21 protein-coding genes are annotated in these 16,892 nt (G+C 34.3%); 18 read left to right on the top strand and 3 right to left on the bottom strand.

Annotation, left to right across the window (positions count from 1 at the left end; all coding sequences use genetic code 11):
• The first annotated feature begins 11 nt into the window (after positions 1 to 11).
• The 5 genes from ctaD to OEV98_RS01475 all read left to right on the top strand — a co-directional run bounded on the left by ctaD (position 12) and on the right by OEV98_RS01475 (position 4,450).
• A complete protein-coding gene (gene ctaD / locus OEV98_RS01495; protein ID WP_263071372.1) occupies positions 12 to 1,895 on the top strand; it encodes a cytochrome c oxidase subunit I in 1,884 nt (627 codons plus the stop codon).
• Complete coding sequence (locus OEV98_RS01490; protein ID WP_263071371.1) at positions 1,892 to 2,512, top strand: cytochrome c oxidase subunit 3; 621 nt, start codon at positions 1,892 to 1,894, stop codon at positions 2,510 to 2,512. The genes ctaD and OEV98_RS01490 overlap by 4 nt, the downstream gene beginning before the upstream one ends.
• A 3-nt stretch (positions 2,513 to 2,515) precedes the next feature.
• Positions 2,516 to 2,854, top strand: coding sequence for a cytochrome c oxidase subunit IVB (gene ctaF / locus OEV98_RS01485; RefSeq protein WP_263071370.1), 339 nt, complete (start codon positions 2,516 to 2,518; stop codon positions 2,852 to 2,854).
• 170 nt (positions 2,855 to 3,024) lie between these two features.
• Positions 3,025 to 3,930, top strand: coding sequence for a cytochrome c oxidase assembly factor CtaG (gene ctaG / locus OEV98_RS01480; protein WP_263071369.1), 906 nt, complete (start codon positions 3,025 to 3,027; stop codon positions 3,928 to 3,930).
• Positions 3,931 to 3,985: 55 nt separating this feature from the next.
• Positions 3,986 to 4,450, top strand: a complete 465-nt coding sequence (locus tag OEV98_RS01475) for a DUF420 domain-containing protein (protein ID WP_263071368.1) — start codon at positions 3,986 to 3,988, stop codon at positions 4,448 to 4,450.
• A 56-nt stretch (positions 4,451 to 4,506) separates the two neighbouring features.
• On the opposite strand, the gene OEV98_RS01470 is transcribed toward OEV98_RS01475, so the two are convergent.
• Positions 4,507 to 4,863 carry a YugN-like family protein gene (locus OEV98_RS01470; RefSeq protein WP_263071367.1) on the bottom strand — a complete coding sequence of 119 codons (357 nt, stop codon included), beginning with the start codon at positions 4,861 to 4,863 and terminating at the stop codon, positions 4,507 to 4,509.
• A gap of 277 nt (positions 4,864 to 5,140) precedes the next feature.
• On the opposite strand from OEV98_RS01470, the gene OEV98_RS01465 reads away from it, so the two are divergent.
• The 9 genes from OEV98_RS01465 to coaD all read left to right on the top strand — a co-directional run bounded on the left by OEV98_RS01465 (position 5,141) and on the right by coaD (position 10,751).
• On the top strand, positions 5,141 to 5,575 hold the full coding sequence (locus OEV98_RS01465; RefSeq protein ID WP_263071366.1) for a CBS domain-containing protein: 435 nt from the start codon (positions 5,141 to 5,143) through the stop codon (positions 5,573 to 5,575).
• 565 nt (positions 5,576 to 6,140) lie between these two features.
• Positions 6,141 to 7,142, top strand: a complete 1,002-nt coding sequence (locus OEV98_RS01460) for a CAP domain-containing protein (protein ID WP_263071365.1) — start codon at positions 6,141 to 6,143, stop codon at positions 7,140 to 7,142.
• Positions 7,143 to 7,278: 136 nt separating this feature from the next.
• Positions 7,279 to 7,722 carry a YlbD family protein gene (ylbD, locus tag OEV98_RS01455; RefSeq protein WP_263071364.1) on the top strand — a complete coding sequence of 148 codons (444 nt, stop codon included), beginning with the start codon at positions 7,279 to 7,281 and terminating at the stop codon, positions 7,720 to 7,722.
• Between the two features lie 15 nt (positions 7,723 to 7,737).
• Positions 7,738 to 7,977, top strand: a complete 240-nt coding sequence (locus tag OEV98_RS01450; protein WP_263071363.1) for a YlbE-like family protein — start codon at positions 7,738 to 7,740, stop codon at positions 7,975 to 7,977.
• 102 nt (positions 7,978 to 8,079) lie between these two features.
• Positions 8,080 to 8,232 (top strand): hypothetical protein, encoded by a 153-nt coding sequence (locus OEV98_RS01445; RefSeq protein WP_263071362.1) that lies wholly within the window; start codon positions 8,080 to 8,082, stop codon positions 8,230 to 8,232.
• A 157-nt stretch (positions 8,233 to 8,389) separates the two neighbouring features.
• Positions 8,390 to 8,833, top strand: coding sequence for a YlbF family regulator (locus OEV98_RS01440; RefSeq protein ID WP_263071360.1), 444 nt, complete (start codon positions 8,390 to 8,392; stop codon positions 8,831 to 8,833).
• A gap of 42 nt (positions 8,834 to 8,875) precedes the next feature.
• Positions 8,876 to 9,151, top strand: coding sequence for a YlbG family protein (locus OEV98_RS01435; RefSeq protein ID WP_263071359.1), 276 nt, complete (start codon positions 8,876 to 8,878; stop codon positions 9,149 to 9,151).
• 532 nt (positions 9,152 to 9,683) lie between these two features.
• Positions 9,684 to 10,250 carry a 16S rRNA (guanine(966)-N(2))-methyltransferase RsmD gene (gene rsmD, locus OEV98_RS01430; RefSeq protein ID WP_263071358.1) on the top strand — a complete coding sequence of 189 codons (567 nt, stop codon included), beginning with the start codon at positions 9,684 to 9,686 and terminating at the stop codon, positions 10,248 to 10,250.
• Between the two features lie 3 nt (positions 10,251 to 10,253).
• Entirely contained in the window at positions 10,254 to 10,751 is a 498-nt protein-coding gene (coaD, locus tag OEV98_RS01425) for a pantetheine-phosphate adenylyltransferase (protein WP_263071357.1), read from the top strand.
• A gap of 210 nt (positions 10,752 to 10,961) precedes the next feature.
• On the opposite strand, the gene ylbJ is transcribed toward coaD, so the two are convergent.
• Positions 10,962 to 12,170 carry a sporulation integral membrane protein YlbJ gene (gene ylbJ, locus OEV98_RS01420; RefSeq protein ID WP_263071356.1) on the bottom strand — a complete coding sequence of 403 codons (1,209 nt, stop codon included), beginning with the start codon at positions 12,168 to 12,170 and terminating at the stop codon, positions 10,962 to 10,964.
• A 262-nt stretch (positions 12,171 to 12,432) separates the two neighbouring features.
• Between ylbJ and OEV98_RS01415 the strand changes: the two genes are divergently transcribed.
• Both OEV98_RS01415 and OEV98_RS01410 read left to right on the top strand, forming a co-directional pair.
• Positions 12,433 to 13,221 (top strand): patatin-like phospholipase family protein, encoded by a 789-nt coding sequence (locus tag OEV98_RS01415; RefSeq protein ID WP_263071355.1) that lies wholly within the window; start codon positions 12,433 to 12,435, stop codon positions 13,219 to 13,221.
• The gene (locus OEV98_RS01410) at positions 13,218 to 14,237 is read left to right on the top strand and encodes a SepM family pheromone-processing serine protease (protein WP_263071354.1); all 1,020 of its coding nucleotides are present in this window, start codon (positions 13,218 to 13,220) and stop codon (positions 14,235 to 14,237) included. Before OEV98_RS01415 ends, OEV98_RS01410 begins: the two co-directional genes overlap by 4 nt.
• 62 nt (positions 14,238 to 14,299) lie before the next feature.
• Here the strand turns inward: OEV98_RS01410 and OEV98_RS01405 are convergent, their stop codons facing one another.
• Positions 14,300 to 15,526, bottom strand: a complete 1,227-nt coding sequence (locus OEV98_RS01405; protein ID WP_263071353.1) for a nucleotidyltransferase — start codon at positions 15,524 to 15,526, stop codon at positions 14,300 to 14,302.
• Between the two features lie 394 nt (positions 15,527 to 15,920).
• Here OEV98_RS01405 and OEV98_RS01400 point away from each other — a divergent pair, with 394 nt between their 5' ends.
• Together OEV98_RS01400 and rpmF are read left to right on the top strand one after the other, a co-directional pair.
• On the top strand, positions 15,921 to 16,457 hold the full coding sequence (locus tag OEV98_RS01400) for a YceD family protein (protein WP_317633780.1): 537 nt from the start codon (positions 15,921 to 15,923) through the stop codon (positions 16,455 to 16,457).
• A gap of 35 nt (positions 16,458 to 16,492) precedes the next feature.
• A complete protein-coding gene (gene rpmF / locus OEV98_RS01395) occupies positions 16,493 to 16,666 on the top strand; it encodes a 50S ribosomal protein L32 (protein WP_263071351.1) in 174 nt (57 codons plus the stop codon).
• The last annotated feature ends 226 nt before the right edge of the window (positions 16,667 to 16,892 follow it).

Here is a 16,892-nt window from a genome sequence, read left to right as displayed (position 1 = left end):
GAGGCTTAAGTGTGAGTAGCATCGCTGTAAAAAAAGGATTTGGTGCCATTCTTTGGGAATATTTAACTACCGTCGATCATAAAAAAATTGCACATCTATATTTAATGGGTGGGGGATTTTTCTTCCTTGTCGGTGGTTTGGAGGCATTATTAATCCGTATACAACTATTAAAACCACAAAATACATTTTTATCAGAACAAACATTTAATGAAATGTTTACAATGCATGGAACAACAATGATTTTTCTTGCTGCCATGCCATTATTATTTGCATTTATGAATGCGGTTGTACCGCTACAAATTGGTGCGCGGGACGTAGCGTTTCCATTTTTAAATTCATTAGGATTTTGGTTGTTTTTCTTTGGTGGAGTATTTTTAAATCTATCATGGATTTTTGGTAGTGTACCAGATGCAGGATGGACTTCCTATGCAACTCTTTCTCTTGCTTCGCCGGGTCATGGGATAGATTTCTATACTTTAGGCTTGCAAATATCTGGTTTTGGTACGTTGATATCAGGGATTAACTTCCTTGTAACAATAATTAATATGCGTGCCCCAGGTATGACATTTATGCGTATGCCGTTATTTACTTGGACAACATTTATTGCATCTACATTGATTTTGTTTGCCTTTCCGCCATTAACGGTTGGTATTTTCTTCTTAATGTTTGACCGACTATTTGGTGCAAACTTCTTTGATGTAGCAATGGGTGGGAATGCAGTTATTTGGGAGCATGTATTCTGGATTTTTGGACACCCAGAAGTATATATCCTTGTATTACCAGCGTTTGGTATTTTTTCCGAAATTATTCCGACGTTCTCAAGAAAACGCTTGTTTGGCTACTCATCGATGGTGTTTGCAACGGTTTTAATCGGCTTTTTAGGGTTCATGGTTTGGGCCCACCATATGTTTACTACTGGTTTAGGTAATGTTGCTAATGCAATTTTTGCTGTCGCAACAATGGCTATTGCAGTTCCTACTGGGATTAAAATTTTTAACTGGCTATTAACTATGTGGGGCGGAAGCATCAAAATTTCCGTACCGATGCTATGGTCGCTAGGATTTATACCTACATTTGTTATGGGTGGTGTAACTGGTGTAATGCAAGGGATTGCGCCGCTCGATTACCAGCTACATGATACTTACTTTATCGTGGCCCATTTCCACTACGTAATATTAGGTGGGGTTGTATTTGCAATATTAGCAGGCTTGCATTTTTATTGGCCAAAAATGTGGGGAACTATGCTAAGTGAAAAAATTGGATATTTTACTTTTGTATTTTTCTTTATTGGTTTCCATTTAACCTTCTTTATTCAGCATTTCTTAGGTTTATTTGGGATGCCAAGACGGGTTGCTACATATTTACCTGGCCAAGGATTAGAGCTTGGAAATTTAATTAGCTCAATTGGTGCCTTTATGATGGCAGTTGGGGCAATCTCTCTAGTCTATAATATTATTATTACGGTTGTGAAAAATAAAAAGGTTGGAAATGATCCATGGGGTGACGGTCGTACGATCGAGTGGGCAATTCCATCACCACCGCCATTTTACAACTTTAAACAAACACCACTAGTACGCGGGTTAGACACGTATTGGATTGAAAAAACAGAAGGGAAAAAGGAATTAACTCCAGCAGAACCATTAAGCGATATTCATATGCCAAATAATTCCTTTGTTCCAGTTGTTATTTCCTTTGGATTATTTGTGGCTGCCTTTGGGGCAATGTATAATCCACTGAATCAAGTCGGGGATGGAAAGTCATGGGCTCTTCCAATGTTAATTATCGGGTTATTAATTACCTTTGGCTCGATGCTATTCCGTTCCATTAAAGATGATCATGGATATCATATTCATAAAGAAGATTTAATGGATGATGAAGGGGGAGAGTCGAAATGAATGTAGAAGGAAAATTCACACCACAGACATGGCCAGATTCTCCTGAAAAACAAACACTTGAAGGTAAAAATAAATTTCTAGGATTTTGGTTATTTTTAGGTGGAGAAACCGTACTTTTCGCAACATTATTTGCTACTTACTTAGCATTAAAGGAAAAAGGTAGTAGTATCACAACGGAAGAGCTATTTAGCATGCCATTAGTATTTGCGATGACGATGCTATTATTATCTAGTTCTTTAACTAGTGTGTATGCTATATACCATATGAAAAATTATAATTTTAAGTTAATGCAAGCATGGTTTTTACTAACAGTTTTCTTAGGATTTGGATTTTTATGTTTAGAGATTTATGAGTTTTATCACTATGTACATGGTGAACATTTTACTTATTCAAGCAGTGCATTTAGTTCCGCATATTATACATTAGTTGGTACCCATGGTGCCCACGTAACGTTCGGATTATTATGGTTCATCGCATTGCTGGTTCGAAATGCTAAAAGAGGACTTAATCTATATAATGCACCGAAATATTATGTAGCAAGTTTATACTGGCATTTCATTGATGTAGTATGGGTGTTTATCTTTACAGTTGTTTATTTAATGGGAATGGTGGGATAATTCATGACAAACGAACATGTGAGTAAGACAAATGTACGTGAGCAATATGAATATCGCCGGAAGAAGAATGCGAAAGAGATGAAGCTTCAAGTAGTTACTTTTGCGTTAATGATTTTTTTAACACTTATTGCATTTATGGCAGTTGGATTTAGTGAACATATTCCAGTGAAGTTTATTGCTCCATTTATCTTATTGCTTGCTATAATCCAAGTAATATTCCAGCTGTATTACTTCATGCATGCAAATCATAAAGGACATGAACTTCCAATGTTCTATATGTACTGTGGAGCTGCAACAGCATTTTTAACGATATTAGCGTTTTGTACAATTGTCTGGTGGTAGATTTTCATCAATAAATGATAACCCGGTCGCTTGTTTACCGGGTTATCTTTATTTTCATAGATTTCACTTTTGTCCCTGTCATAAAAATGTCAAATCTAGCAATTGGTGAAATAAAGTAAATATAGTTATAATAAAAACAAAAGATGAAATTTTTCGATGAGGTGACATTTTTGTTAACATTAAGTCAATTTGGTTTTCGTGCATTATGGAGTCCCTATTTTTTCCTATTTATCATCGGTGTAATCGTCCTATTTTTTTATGTGGCGATAAAAAAACGTCATCTTTTTGATGGGAATGAACGCTTATCTAAAAAAGAGGGGTTTTTATTTACCTTTACACTTCTATTCATTTATGTTTTGAAAGGATCTCCTATTGATTTATTAGGTCATTTAATGTTTACCTTCCATATGATCCAAATGGCATTACTATACTTACTTGTTCCACAGCTGTTAATAGTTAGTATTCCGAAATGGATGTGGAGTAAATTTATTACATTACCATACATAAAACCGGTATTTACATTTTTTACGAAGCCGTTAATTGCATTACTATTATTTAATGGTATATTCTCAATGTATCATATACCGCTTGTATTTGATGTTGTAAAAACAGATATGCTTCTCCATACTATTTATACATTTGTATTATTATTGTTAGCAATTAATATGTGGTGGCCATTACTGAATAAGCTACGTGATGGCAATCAATTATCTGGAATAAAAAAATTAGGCTATTTATTAGCAGCAAGCGTTCTACTTACTCCTGCATGTGCACTTATTATTTTTAATAAGAATCCGATGTATAGTACGTATTCCAATCCAGATCTTTGGTACCAGTCGTTGCATCTATGTGTACCGGCAGACCTATTAGCTACTCTCCAGTTAGCTGGACCAGAAATGTTCAATCTGATGAGTGTACTCTATGATCAACAGCTTGGTGGAGTAATAATGAAAATTTTACAAGAAGTTATATATGGTGGAGTTTTGTATCGGATATTTATTGAATGGTATCGGAAGGAGCAAAATGAACCAGATCCAATCTTAAACTTGGACCCAGAACTATTGAAAAAATCATAGGTTAAAAAATAATTGAAAACACATAGTATTTTTTGAGAAAGAGGTAGATGTTGCAATGGGTAGTTTACCAATATTACCAACAATCAGTACTTCCTTTATTGTAATTAGTGCGATTTTTGTTGCAATCGGATGGTACTATATTAAACAACGCAAAATTGAAACACATAAGAAGCTTATGTTAACTGCTGCTGTTTTTGCAGTACTATTTTTCATTATTTACGCTAGCCGTACCATCTTTTTTGGAAACACTTCCTTCGGTGGGCCAGATAATATAAAAATATATTATACGATTTTTTTAATTTTCCACATTACGTTAGCTACAGTAGGAGCGGTGTTAGGTCTTTTTACTATTTGGTTAGGCTTAAAAAAGCAATATGCAAAGCATCGTAAACTAGGACCAATTACAAGTATTATTTGGTTTTTCACTGCTATAACAGGCGTTTTAGTCTACTTATTACTTTATGTGTTTTACCACGGTGGAGATAGCACCTCATTAATTAAAGCGATTTTAGGATTTTAAAAAAGCAAGCAGCGAATAATTTCGTTGCTTGCTTTTTACTAGTTGATTGGCTGGTTCTAACGTAATGCTTCTAGCTCCTTTTGTACCTTTACTAGTGTTTCCTCACATTTACTAACTAGAGAGTTTGGAAAGTTTTCATCTTCCCCATATTCGATGCCGTGTGGGTAATAATATTTACCAAGTATCGGCTTCTTCAATTGAATGTAAGCATCGTGTGCGCCGACGTCACCCTCCAAAGCCACACCCTGTACACGTAAATAATAAACATGCTCTTTAATGACAATTTTCCGATCATATGTAACTCGTTCATAATCCCATTGTCCTGCACGAATTAAGCCATATTGAGGCAGTATTTCATCTAATGTGTTTAAATCAATTTTTAAATTTTCTAACCCCGTATTTTCAATATACATAATTTCCCCCTCCTAATGTTCATCAATTGTTGATATGTAGAACGTTTACATTTAACCTTCAATTTAATAATAGTGGATTATTCTGTAAGTTTCAATGTTTTCTATAATAATCTTTATTAATTTACTACAGGAATAGAGGATAAACTAACTGTCATGTCTATTGAGCATATCTAATGTAACCCAATCGAATAAACTTTATTGCTTCGGGAAATTTATTAAATGTTGTAACTGGTTGTTAAGGAATTTTTTAAAATGATTGTGGAATGGAGGAAGTTTAATGATAAAGATTCGGGATATTATGACAACTGAGTTAGAAACATGTTCCATATTAGACAATATTTATGAAGCGGCACTGAAAATGAAACAATATAATTTAGGTGCAATTCCTGTTGTTGATGGGGACAAGCTTATAGGAATTATTACTGATCGGGATATTGTCATTCGCGGGATTGCAGAAAAGAGAAGTGCTTCTTCTAAAGTGGAAAAAGTAATGACAATGGAAATGATAACGATACATGCCGATCAATCAGTAGAAATAGCGGCAAAAATTATGGCAGATCATCAAATCCGAAGATTACCGGTAGTAGAGGATGATCGATTAATTGGAATTGTTTCATTAGGAGATATTGCGGTAGAAGAAAAAACCGATCACAAGGCGAAACTAGCCTTATCTGCAATATCGGAGCAGCAAGAGGGAGAATATTTTCAGTAATAAAGCTCTCGATTATTTAAATAGTAGCAATTATAGGGTGTCCCATATCGGTAAAGCTTCTAGCATTCCAGGTTAATAAATAGAGTTTATTGAAATTCTCTATTCTATCTATTAATCAAATGGTGTAAAAGCATGTGGGACACTTTTTCGTTTAGTGATGTGCTATAATCACATAATTGTTCATATTGGTGACTAATCAGACGTAATGTAACTTTATCTAGGTAAATTCTCTTTTAAAAGTTTATAATTCAGGCATTATTCGCTAAAATGATATATAATATGAACTAATAGAAAATAAATTATGGAGAAAAAGCATTTCTTGAGTAATGATACAGTTGTAAAGTGTTGTAAAAGGAACTTAATTATTTTTACATTTTCTTAATATAATACATTTCTTTATTCGTTTAATATTAATTATGAATAAAATGCTAGTTTTCATTCTATTTACTATAACTATGCATATAATGGTAATAATCTATAAGAAGGGGAGGAGTTCCCTCTGAAAAGTTTAGTACGAATTTTGCTCTTATTAACGTTATTTATTGTCATTGGAATTTCTTTCAATTTGTTTTATGGACAAGAGGACGATGTTTTAGTTAGTGATCCGTCAGATGCAGTTGTGGACGAAGATTTAGATGTACAAATGGAAACGGAAAAAAATCCTGAGCTAACAAGACCGGAAAAAGGTATATCTACCTATATTGGAAAATCTACAAAGAGCTTCCAGGAGAAATTTGGAGAGCCTGCTCGAACAGACCAATCGTATTATGGCTATGAATTGTGGATTTACAATAAAGAAAATCAATATATGCAAGTAGGAGTGGTGGATAACAAAGTTGTCACAATCTCAGTCGTAGGAAAAGATATTGATGCCTCTCCGTTTGAAATTGGCGAAAATCTGGAATCTGTTTATAAAAAAGTTTCTATGCAGCCGATTGTAGAATTAGCAGATGATAGTGGAGATTATCGTTTTGAATTATTTGAAAATGATTTAAATACACGTCCACTTATACCTTTTGGAGATATATATGCGCAGCTATACTTTGACAGTTTTGAAGGGGAGTTATTGTTTGTTCGATTTATGGACAAAGAGACATTATTAAAGCTTCGTCCATATGATTTGACTTACCGAGGTGAATTAGTAGAGAGTGAACCGTTAACTGAAGAGCAATGGAAGGAAGCAGATTTAGCTAGCGAACAGGAAATTTTTGAATTAACCAATATTGTTCGAAAAAGATATGAACTACCACAATTACAATGGGATGATACAACTGCTGATGTAGCTTATTATCATTCGCAAGATATGTATGAAACAGAAAATTTCTCCCATGTATCGGAAAAATATGGAGATCTAGCAGATCGCCTCGAGGCAAGAAGTGTTTTTTATGAAGCAGCGGGTGAAAATATTGCTTATTTATATAATGATAGTATCGCCGTTATTGCAGGCTGGTTAAATAGTCAAGGACACCGGGAAACATTTTTAAGTGACGAATTTACTCATCTAGGTGTAGGAGTTTATTATAAATACTATACGCAAAACTTTATAAGACAGACTTGGGAAGAATAAGCTGCTAAATAAAGGCCAGTATAACAGCCTTTATTTAGCAGCTTTTTACTTTTTATAAGTAATTTTCAATGCGGTTGGTACCATTTATCTTTCCTATCATATGTATGTATAGAGGAATATACAGAGGTGAAAAAAGATGAGTAAAGGTAAACTTCATCCATCCGTACAACAATTTAAGCAATTTGTGAAAAATCATCCAGAAATGATTCAAGAGGTAAGACAAGGAAAAACTTCTTGGCAAGAGCTATATGAGGAATGGTACTTGCTAGGGGAAGAGGATCCAAAATGGGATGCCTATTCATCGGAAAAGCCTAAACAGGCACATGAAACGGACAATACGGATACAACTAATACAACAGAGGACTCAGTTACAAACCAGGCATTTATTAATAATATATTAAATTCATTAAAAAAAATGGATATGAATAAGGTGCAATACTATATGAATAATCTACATGATGCGTTAGGGGCTGTACAGCAATTAATTACTCAATTTCAATCAAATGAAGGTTCGAATCGAGAAAATCATGCGGAAACAAGTGAAAGAAGACCACATCCATTTTCATTTCGAAAAGATTAACGGAGCGGAGGTATTATGAGAAAAGATATTTACGACTATATTAAAAGTAAAAAAGACCTTCATCAATTTATTCGTGAACAACCGATATGGTATAAAAATCTTGCGAGAAATCCTCACGATATCGAAAAATTTGAGCGGGCAGCCTTACATTATTATCGGAAAACCATTCCGGACCGGGTAGAAAAAATATCTAATAATATGCAGATGGCTTCCATGATGATTGGTATGTTACAAGCAATGAATCAAAAAGACTAAAGCAATTTTTCTCAAAATAGAAAAATTGCTTTTTTATTTTGCTGAAATTTGAGTGAATATCCATGAAATGGATACACTAATAGAAAAAAGGAGTAGATAACTATGCGCTCCATTCTTTTTGTATTATTACTGCTTTTAACGACGAGCTGTTCAAAGGATATACCAGACCCAGAAGTGAAAAATGAAAAGGAAAATATCGATCCGATTCAAATGGAATACGACTTAAATCGCACCAATGCATATAACTTACAATAGTATTATACAGGCATTTTTCGATTGCTATATTTGGTTTAGGAAGCATTAGCAAAAATAGAAATAATGAAAATAATGGATGTTTTTGTTAAATATTGCTTGTCTAAGGCATTCCATTGTAAGCATACATTATGGTATGATAGTGATGGAGGTGTACTTAATGATTGCAACAATGGAACGTGTGGAAATCATTGACACAGCAGAAGCACTGGCTGAAATGGTTGTTAATAGTGAAGTAGCAGAAATGTATCGCCACTTTTTATATATAATGAATACGAATAGAGAAACACAAAGAAAAATTAAGCGGTTTGTCCAGTTGAAGGAACGTTTTGAGGAAGTGCAACGTTTTGGAAGATATCACCCAGATTATAAACAAGTCAATACCGATGTACGGTTGGCTAAACGAGAAATGGATATGGATGAACATGTAGCAAACTTTAAGCGTGCAGAAGTAGAACTGCAAAATGTACTGGATGAGATTAGTGTTCTTATCGGTCATTCTGTTTCGAATAGTGTAAAAGTAGCTACTGGTAATCCTTTCTTCCAAACATCATCCTGTGGATCTGGTTGTGGTTCAGGTGGTAGCTGTGGATGTAGTGCGTAAATATTTACGTTTTATTATCAATAGGGATTAGGGGAAGTAGCTATGATAGGACAGAGACAAGGGATTATCGTTTGGTTGTTTTCGATAAAACAAGCCAAAAATTTAAAAAAATATGGGAATATCCATTATATTTCCAAACGGTTAAAATATGTCGTACTTTACTGTGACCAAGTGGAAAGCGAAGAACTATGCAATAAAATCGACGCATTATCCTTTGTAAAAAAAGTAGAGCTATCCTACCGACCGTTTTTAAAAACAGATTTTGACAATGCAAAACCGGATAAAGCAAAAGAATATGATTACAAGCTTGGATTTTAAAAAGAATGCTGTTCAACAATTGGTTGAACAGCATTCTTTTTATATGATTTTTAAAGCATTTTTAACAAGTAGTCTGTTTTCTAATGATTGTAACAGCAAGAAATGCGTAAAAAGGAAGGTAGACGCCAAAAAAAGCAGACAGCTTTACATTATACATTCAGTCTACTAACAATATTCTCTACGAAAAAGCTGTCTGCCATTATTTGAATATCAAAAAAATAACCCTGTAGATGAATCCACAGGGTTCCTTCAAACTCAAAAATGAGCGAAGGCAAAGGGAGAGGAGAAACCGGAGGAAGAACTTATGGGGAAACGTAAGTCTTCTCCGCGGTTGGCAACAACACCATCGTAGTTGATGTTGTCATTAACAGTATGGCCATCTCCATCTTTCTTATACATTCTTTGCACAAAAATTAGCGAAAAAACAAAAACTAGTCTCTCCTAATAATTTATGGTAGCATGGTAGGGAACAATGAAATTGGATATAGTAAATTCCATAAAATATTATTATTTTGTCATATAGGGTGATTATGTGAGGGTAGTATCAGGTTCACAAAAAGGAAGAATATTAAAAGCAGTACCAGGAAATAGTACACGACCAACGACAGATAAAGTAAAAGAAGCCGTTTTTAATATGATTGGTCCTTATTTTGACGACGGGAATGGTTTGGATTTATTTGCCGGTAGCGGTAATCTAGGTATTGAAGGAATATCGCGAGGGTTGGATAAAGTAATTTTTGTAGACCATGATGGAAAAGCGATTCAAACCATTAAACAAAATTTAGATTTATGTGGTTTTCGGAATCAAGCAGAAGTGTTTAAAAACGATTGGAAACGTGCTTTAAAGGCTGTTATAAATCGAAGCTTAATATTTCGTGTGATTTGGTTAGACCCGCCTTATAAAAATGAAGTATATACCACTATTTTGCGAGAAATTGATAAGCATCAGTTATTAGAAAATCATGGTGTAATTGTTTGCGAGCATGCAAAGGAAGTGGACCTGCCAAATCAAGTTGGCGAATTTGTTAAGTGGAAGTACGAAGTATATGGAACGATTGCTATTTCCATTTATCAGAAGGGAAAAATAGAGGAGGATTAATTAATGGAAAGAATAGCAGTTTGTCCTGGCAGCTTTGATCCAATTACAAATGGTCATATTGATATTATAAAAAGGACATCCCAACTATTTGATAAAGTATATGTTTGTGTTTTAAATAATTCGACGAAAAATACATTATTCACACATGAGGAACGGATGAACTTAATTAAGGAAGCTACAAAGGATGTTCCAAATATTGTGGTTGATTCGTATAATGGGTTATTAATGGATTATGCGAAAACTATAAACGCAAGTGTGATTATTCGTGGTTTACGCGCAGTAACGGATTTTGAATATGAAATGCGGATTACTTCGATGAACCGAAAATTAAATGAGGATATTGAAACTCTTTTTATTTTAACAAAAAATGAGTATTCTTTCTTGAGTTCTAGCATTGTAAAAGAAGTAGCGAAGTATAATGGGAATATTTCAGATTTAGTTCCTCCAGCTGTAGAAAAAGCGTTGTATCAAAAATATTTGGAACATAAATTAGGTAATTAACATACATATTGTTTATTATTGCTGTATTTGTTAAAAATGTGAGGAAATAGTGTGCGGACTTTTTACAAATAGCAACAATTTATACGAAAACAGCCAAAAGCAAAAAGATGAACGGAAAAAAATAGCATTGTTTTGAATATGGTGGTAATTACCGTATGGACAGGGCTAATTTACTCAACCGTTCATCTTTTTACTTTTACATGCAATAGATTATTTTTCCAATGTCATCCTTCTTGCATAAACAATGATATAAATAATAAGCGAAATAATCGTTATTATTGGTCCATTATGGAGGAGATAATTGATAATGGTCGAAAATGGCTGTTCGTGCAGCTGTAAAAATGCTGGGATCGATTCCAAACTCATTCCGCTTAAACGATTTTCGTATAATGGTTTCCAAAGAATGACGGTAATTAATGCTGCAAAAAATCCATGGAATAACCGTGCTATGAGAAACGGTAATAGGCGCATATCGGCCTGTGCTAATAGGCTAGCTACTTGTGCTTGAATACTAAAGCCTCCGAAAGCTAGTAAAAAGCTTACAACAACTGCTTGTTGTAATAAAGCTGTATTTTGTACTTCACTAATTAATTGGCTACCAATTGTCATCTCAAATAATCCGGAAATAAAGGGAACACTTAAGTCTTCTGAGATGGAAAACATCGAAAAAATAATTTTAACAAATAATGCAATAAAGTCGGTTATATGTAATATCGAAAGTAGGCGGTTAATGACCGAAAATAATATCATAAAGCCACCAATCATAAGTAATGTTTGTATCGATGAAATTACAGCATCACCTAATATTTTTCCTAATGGCCGTTTTTCTTTCACCCGCGTGTGATGAAGTGCACGGAACGCTTCTTTAATAGAAAACTTTGTTGATATTTCTTCTTTTGTTTCCTTTTTTCCATGGAATCTCATAATAAGTCCGACACAGATATTCCCAACATAATGAGCGATAGCAAATATAATTCCTAATGCAGCATTGTTAAAAAAACCAACAGCAACTGCGCCAAAAATAAATAAAGGATTTGCAGAGCTAGTAAAAGAGACTAGGCGTTCACCTTCTATTTTCGTAATTTGCTTTTCTTGTCTCATTCGTACCGTGAATTTTGCACCGGCAGGGTTTCCTGATGCCATGCCCATCGCCCACACAAATCCCCCGACTCCAGGTACCCTAAATATTGGTCTCATTAATGGTTCTAACAAAACCCCGATAAATTTTACAACGCCAAAGCCTATTAATAATTCAGCCACAATAAAAAATGGTAATAGCGAAGGAAATACTACCTTCCACCAAGTATTTAATCCTTTTGTTGAAGCGGCTAAGCTTTCCGCTGGAAAGGATATTAAAGAGATTGCTAGTGTAACAGCAATCGCCGCAAATATTGTCGTTTTTAGTCTAGAACGAAGCAAAGGTCTTCCTCCCTTTTTTATCAAAGTAATGCAAGTCCATATATAAGAGTATGAATTATGGCCAAGATTATAATAAACTTTTCATCTGAATTTTTTATTGTTAGAATGAAATCAAGGTTTTAGGCATGTCCTTACCATTAACAGTCTATGAATCTGCTGAATAAAAAAGAAGTATATTTTTTTCGTCAGCACATTTGATGATTCATATCCTTTCCTTTTTTGCATACATATTCTTGAGTCGAGAAAAAAGGAGAGGAAGCACGTGGACTTTCCAAAAATAGGTCTAGCATTAGGTTCAGGGGGGGCGAGAGGACTCGCACATATTGGTGTTATAAAAGTTCTGGAAGAAGCAAACATTCCTATCCATATGATTGCAGGAAGTAGTATTGGATCTTTAATTGGTGCATTCTATGCTGCCGGTCACAATGTAGAGGAAATGCTTAAAATCACAAGTGCTTTCAAAAGAAAGTACTTTTTAGATATTACTATCCCAAAACTTGGTTTTATTGCTGGTAATCGGATTAAAGACTTTATTCGATTATTTACGTATAATAAAAATATTGAAGATTTATCGATCCCATTGGCTATTACAGCAACCGATATCCATACAGGAGAAAAAGTGATTTTTAAACAGGGACCTATTGCAGATGCAGTAAGGGCAAGTATTGCGATTCCTGGAATTTTTGTACCGGAAACTTGGAATGGAAGAGTATTGGTTGATGGAGGGGTAATCGATCGCGTACCTGTTTCGGTAGTGAAAGAAATGGGTGCAGAAATCATCATAGCAGTTGATGTTGCAGGTTTGAAAAAAAATGCATCGATAACTACTATCTATGATGTAATTTTACAAAGCATTGATATAATGCAATTGGAATTGGTGAAAAATCGCGAGAACCAATCTGATATTATGATCCAGCCAATTGTTGAGCAATTTGGGTCCTATTCCTTTGGGCAAGCAACAGAAATTATTTTAGCAGGCGAAGAAGCAGCTAAAAAATATATTGATACTATTAAATCCTTGATTAGCAGGTGGAAGGAGTCACATCAGTGAATAAAAAACGAACAATTATTGCGCTAGTACTTGTAGTTATCGTCGTCTTATTTTTAAATTTATATACCCTTCCTTATTATGTGTCAAGACCAGGTATGGCAGAGGAAATTGATACCGTTATTGATGTGGAAGATGGCTATGATGCAGAAGGAAAATTAATGCTTACTACCGTTTGGATGGGGCAAGCGAACATCATTTCCTATCTTATGACAAAATTTAATAAATACTACGAGCTATATCCACTGGAAGATGTTCGATACGAAGATGAAACAGATGAGGAATACAATGTTCGCCAGCTGTACTATATGGAAGATTCACAAGAAAGTGCTTTACAAGTAGCATTTGAAAAAGCTGGAAAAGAAGTACATGTTGATTATAAAGGAATATATGTTTTAAGTGTGTTAGAGAATGCACCTGCTACTGACATATTAGTCCCGGGAGACCGAATAACAAAAATAGATAATCATGCTTTTCACTCATCTGCGGAATTTACCGAGTATATTCAAGGAAAAAAAGCAGGGGATACTATTTCGGTCACCTTTACTAGAAACGATGAAACGATAGAGAAAAATATTACGATTGATGAGATTGAAGAAATCGGAAAACCAGGTATTGGTATTGGACTTGTCGATGATAAAGAAGTGAAGACAGATCCTTCCGTCGAGATTAATACAGAAAAAATTGGCGGCCCTTCGGCAGGATTAATGTTTTCTTTAGAAATTTATAATCAGTTGAATGAAGAAGATATTACAAAAGGATACGCAATTGCAGGAACAGGTACGATATCTGTTGATGGAGTAGTTGGTCCAATAGGTGGCATCGAACAAAAAATTGTAGCAGCAGATAAAGCAGGAGCGGAAATCTTTTTTGCACCGAACGAAAATGGAGCAAAAACATCAAATTATCAAAATGCAGTAAAAACAGCGAAAGATATAGGAACAGATATGATAATTGTTCCAGTTGATACATTTGACGATGCAATAAATTATTTAAACGAGCTTGAACCAAAAAAATAATAAGGAAAGCCTCCAAATCGAATGATTTTGTGAGGCTTTTTTGTTAGAAAAGGAGAGACATACTAAACAGTTGCCTCGGGTTTTATAATAGGTGGCTGGCTATATTCTTGCTCGATTAATTTTTGCCCGATTGGAGCAGGGTAGCCAAAGGAATATACATGACTAGCTTTTACGTCTAAACGAATGGTTTCTTCATTTACAGCAGATAATTTTGAAACAACAGGGAGGGAAATTAGTTCTTTCTTTTCCTTTAAATATTTTCTCCCTTTCTGTGACAGCCCAAGCAGGCGAATATATTCTGCTCCTTTACTTCTTTTTTTCATTTCTGCTTTCTTACTGTTTGTTAATATATGGGTACATACTCGTTGTAATCTTGTCCATGTATATCGTTTCGTTTTTGTTTTTTCCATAAACTCTTGAAAGCTACTAGCCTGTCTTGCATTGGATTGCATTCGATATTCCAATCCTTCCTCCATTTCATATATTTCTCGTAGCTCGGCAGGTTCAGATTGTAACAGACGGTATTTTAAATATTGCCAATAATTTTCCCACCGAATAAAGGTTTCGTAATCATTTTGAAAAGCAACCAATTCTAGATAAGTAGTGATAGGGATGGACGAACGGATTTCCTCTAATGTCGCCTGTTTATCGAATAATGATTTACGGATACTTGTTGCACTAGAGATGGATGTATTTGAGAGCATTTGATCATGATAGCCTGCATTTTTTCTTTCAATGGTTAAAGCAATCATTTTACTCTGACAGTCATGAATAGCTTTCATATAATGATAGCCTAAAATATTATTTGGTTGTGCAAGATCAACTATTGCTTCGTTCGTTTGTAGCTCATGAAAGGCAAGAGCGGTTGCCTTTGGATAACTATACCCTTGTTTCATAAATTGTTGAACGAAAAAATCAAAGTCTGATTGATGTTCCTTCATAAACTGTAATGTGCTATTAAATAATTCAATATTTCCAGACTCACTACCAAAACAGAGGTAATTACAATCTAGTGCTGATAAAATTTGTACGGCGCCAGTAGCAAATACTTCTGCTTTCTGTGTTGCAAAGGCGTAAGGTAATTCCACAATAAGATCAACACCAGCTTCCAATGCCATTTTTGCACGAGAATATTTTGATACTAATGCTGGTTCTCCTCTTTGTAGAAAATTACCACACATTACTGCAATAATACAATCTGCATTTGTGCGTTTTTTTGTTTCAAACAAATGATGGGCATGTCCATTGTGAAATGGATTATACTCCACAACAATACCAGAACTTATCATAAGAACCTCCAACAATTTGATTTTATTTTATTTACATCTTCTCCAATATCGCAAGGAAAGTGAATCAAAATTTTCAAACAGGTTGATAATATAGTAAGTATTTAAAAAACGAAGGGCTATGTTTTAATAAAAGGTATTTTATGTGTAAGAAATTTTAAAATGAACTGCTAAGCAGACTGAAAGCGCTTAGGAATCTCGTAGGAAAGCGGAGTGTATTCAGTCTGCGGACTATTTTCTAGTTGTGACAACTTGTAAAAATAAATGTACTGGCATTTATAGGTAAAATAAGTTAATATCTACTATGTATATTTTTACATTACCACTTTTGGAGTGTAAAGAAAAAATATTGACAAATGGATATAGGAAAGCTATAATAACCTTTGTTGCCTTAGGGGTGAATGTCTTGAAATGGTCAATGACTCAATTACAAAAATTTAGAAATAAAGGGTTAGAAATTGATGAAGTAATCAATCTGGATTCCATTAAAAATAGAGATCCGCAAATCCGTTCTATTTCACCTATTCGGGTAAAAAGTACGGTCGATATTACTTCAAAAGAAGTGACCTTTCATTTGCATATTACTGGTGAATTGGTTTTACCAAGTTCAAGAACACTTAATGATGTTCATTATCCAATCGATATTCATTCGGTTGAAACTTTTCTTTACGATGTTTCTGAATATGATATCGATCCAGATGGGGAGCTTCATTTAATTCAAGGGGAAATGGTTGACTTATTACCAGTTATAGAAGAATTAATATTAATAGAAATACCTTTGCAAGTTTTAGGTGATGAAGATGAGGATGTTCCTGCTTCCCTACAATCAGGGAAAGATTGGGAATATATTTCTGAAGAGGAACAACATCAATCGAAAAAAATTGATCCCCGATTAGCTGAACTTGCAAAATTATTAAATCAAGATGATGAGTAAATTTAACTCCGAAACTTTTTAAGGAGGTGGGAAACATGGCTGTACCATTTAGAAGAACATCTAAAACTAGAAAACGTCTTCGTCGTACACATTTTAAATTACAGGTTCCTGGTATGGTAGAATGTCCAAATTGCGGCGAAATGAAATTAGCTCACCGTGTATGTAAAGCTTGTGGAACTTATAAAGGTGACCAAGTTATTAACAAATAATGTCGAAAAGAAGCCTACATTTTATGTACGGCTTTTTTTTGAGATTTTTTTACACTCAATAACGATATTCCATATGTTATGCTTCGAAGAGCGAGTCTATCGCTTATCATTATCCACAGATCATCCATCTTTATTATCAGTCACTTAAATGAAAAATAGTGCCTGCTTTTCTATATTCTCCTATATTGTATAAACCTTACTCAAGCCATTCCCATTTTTATAAGTT

The organism is Perspicuibacillus lycopersici, from assembly GCF_025660475.1.
Lineage (GTDB): Bacteria > Bacillota > Bacilli > Bacillales > Caldibacillaceae > Perspicuibacillus > Perspicuibacillus lycopersici.
This window is presented reverse-complemented; position numbering and strand designations above follow the sequence as displayed.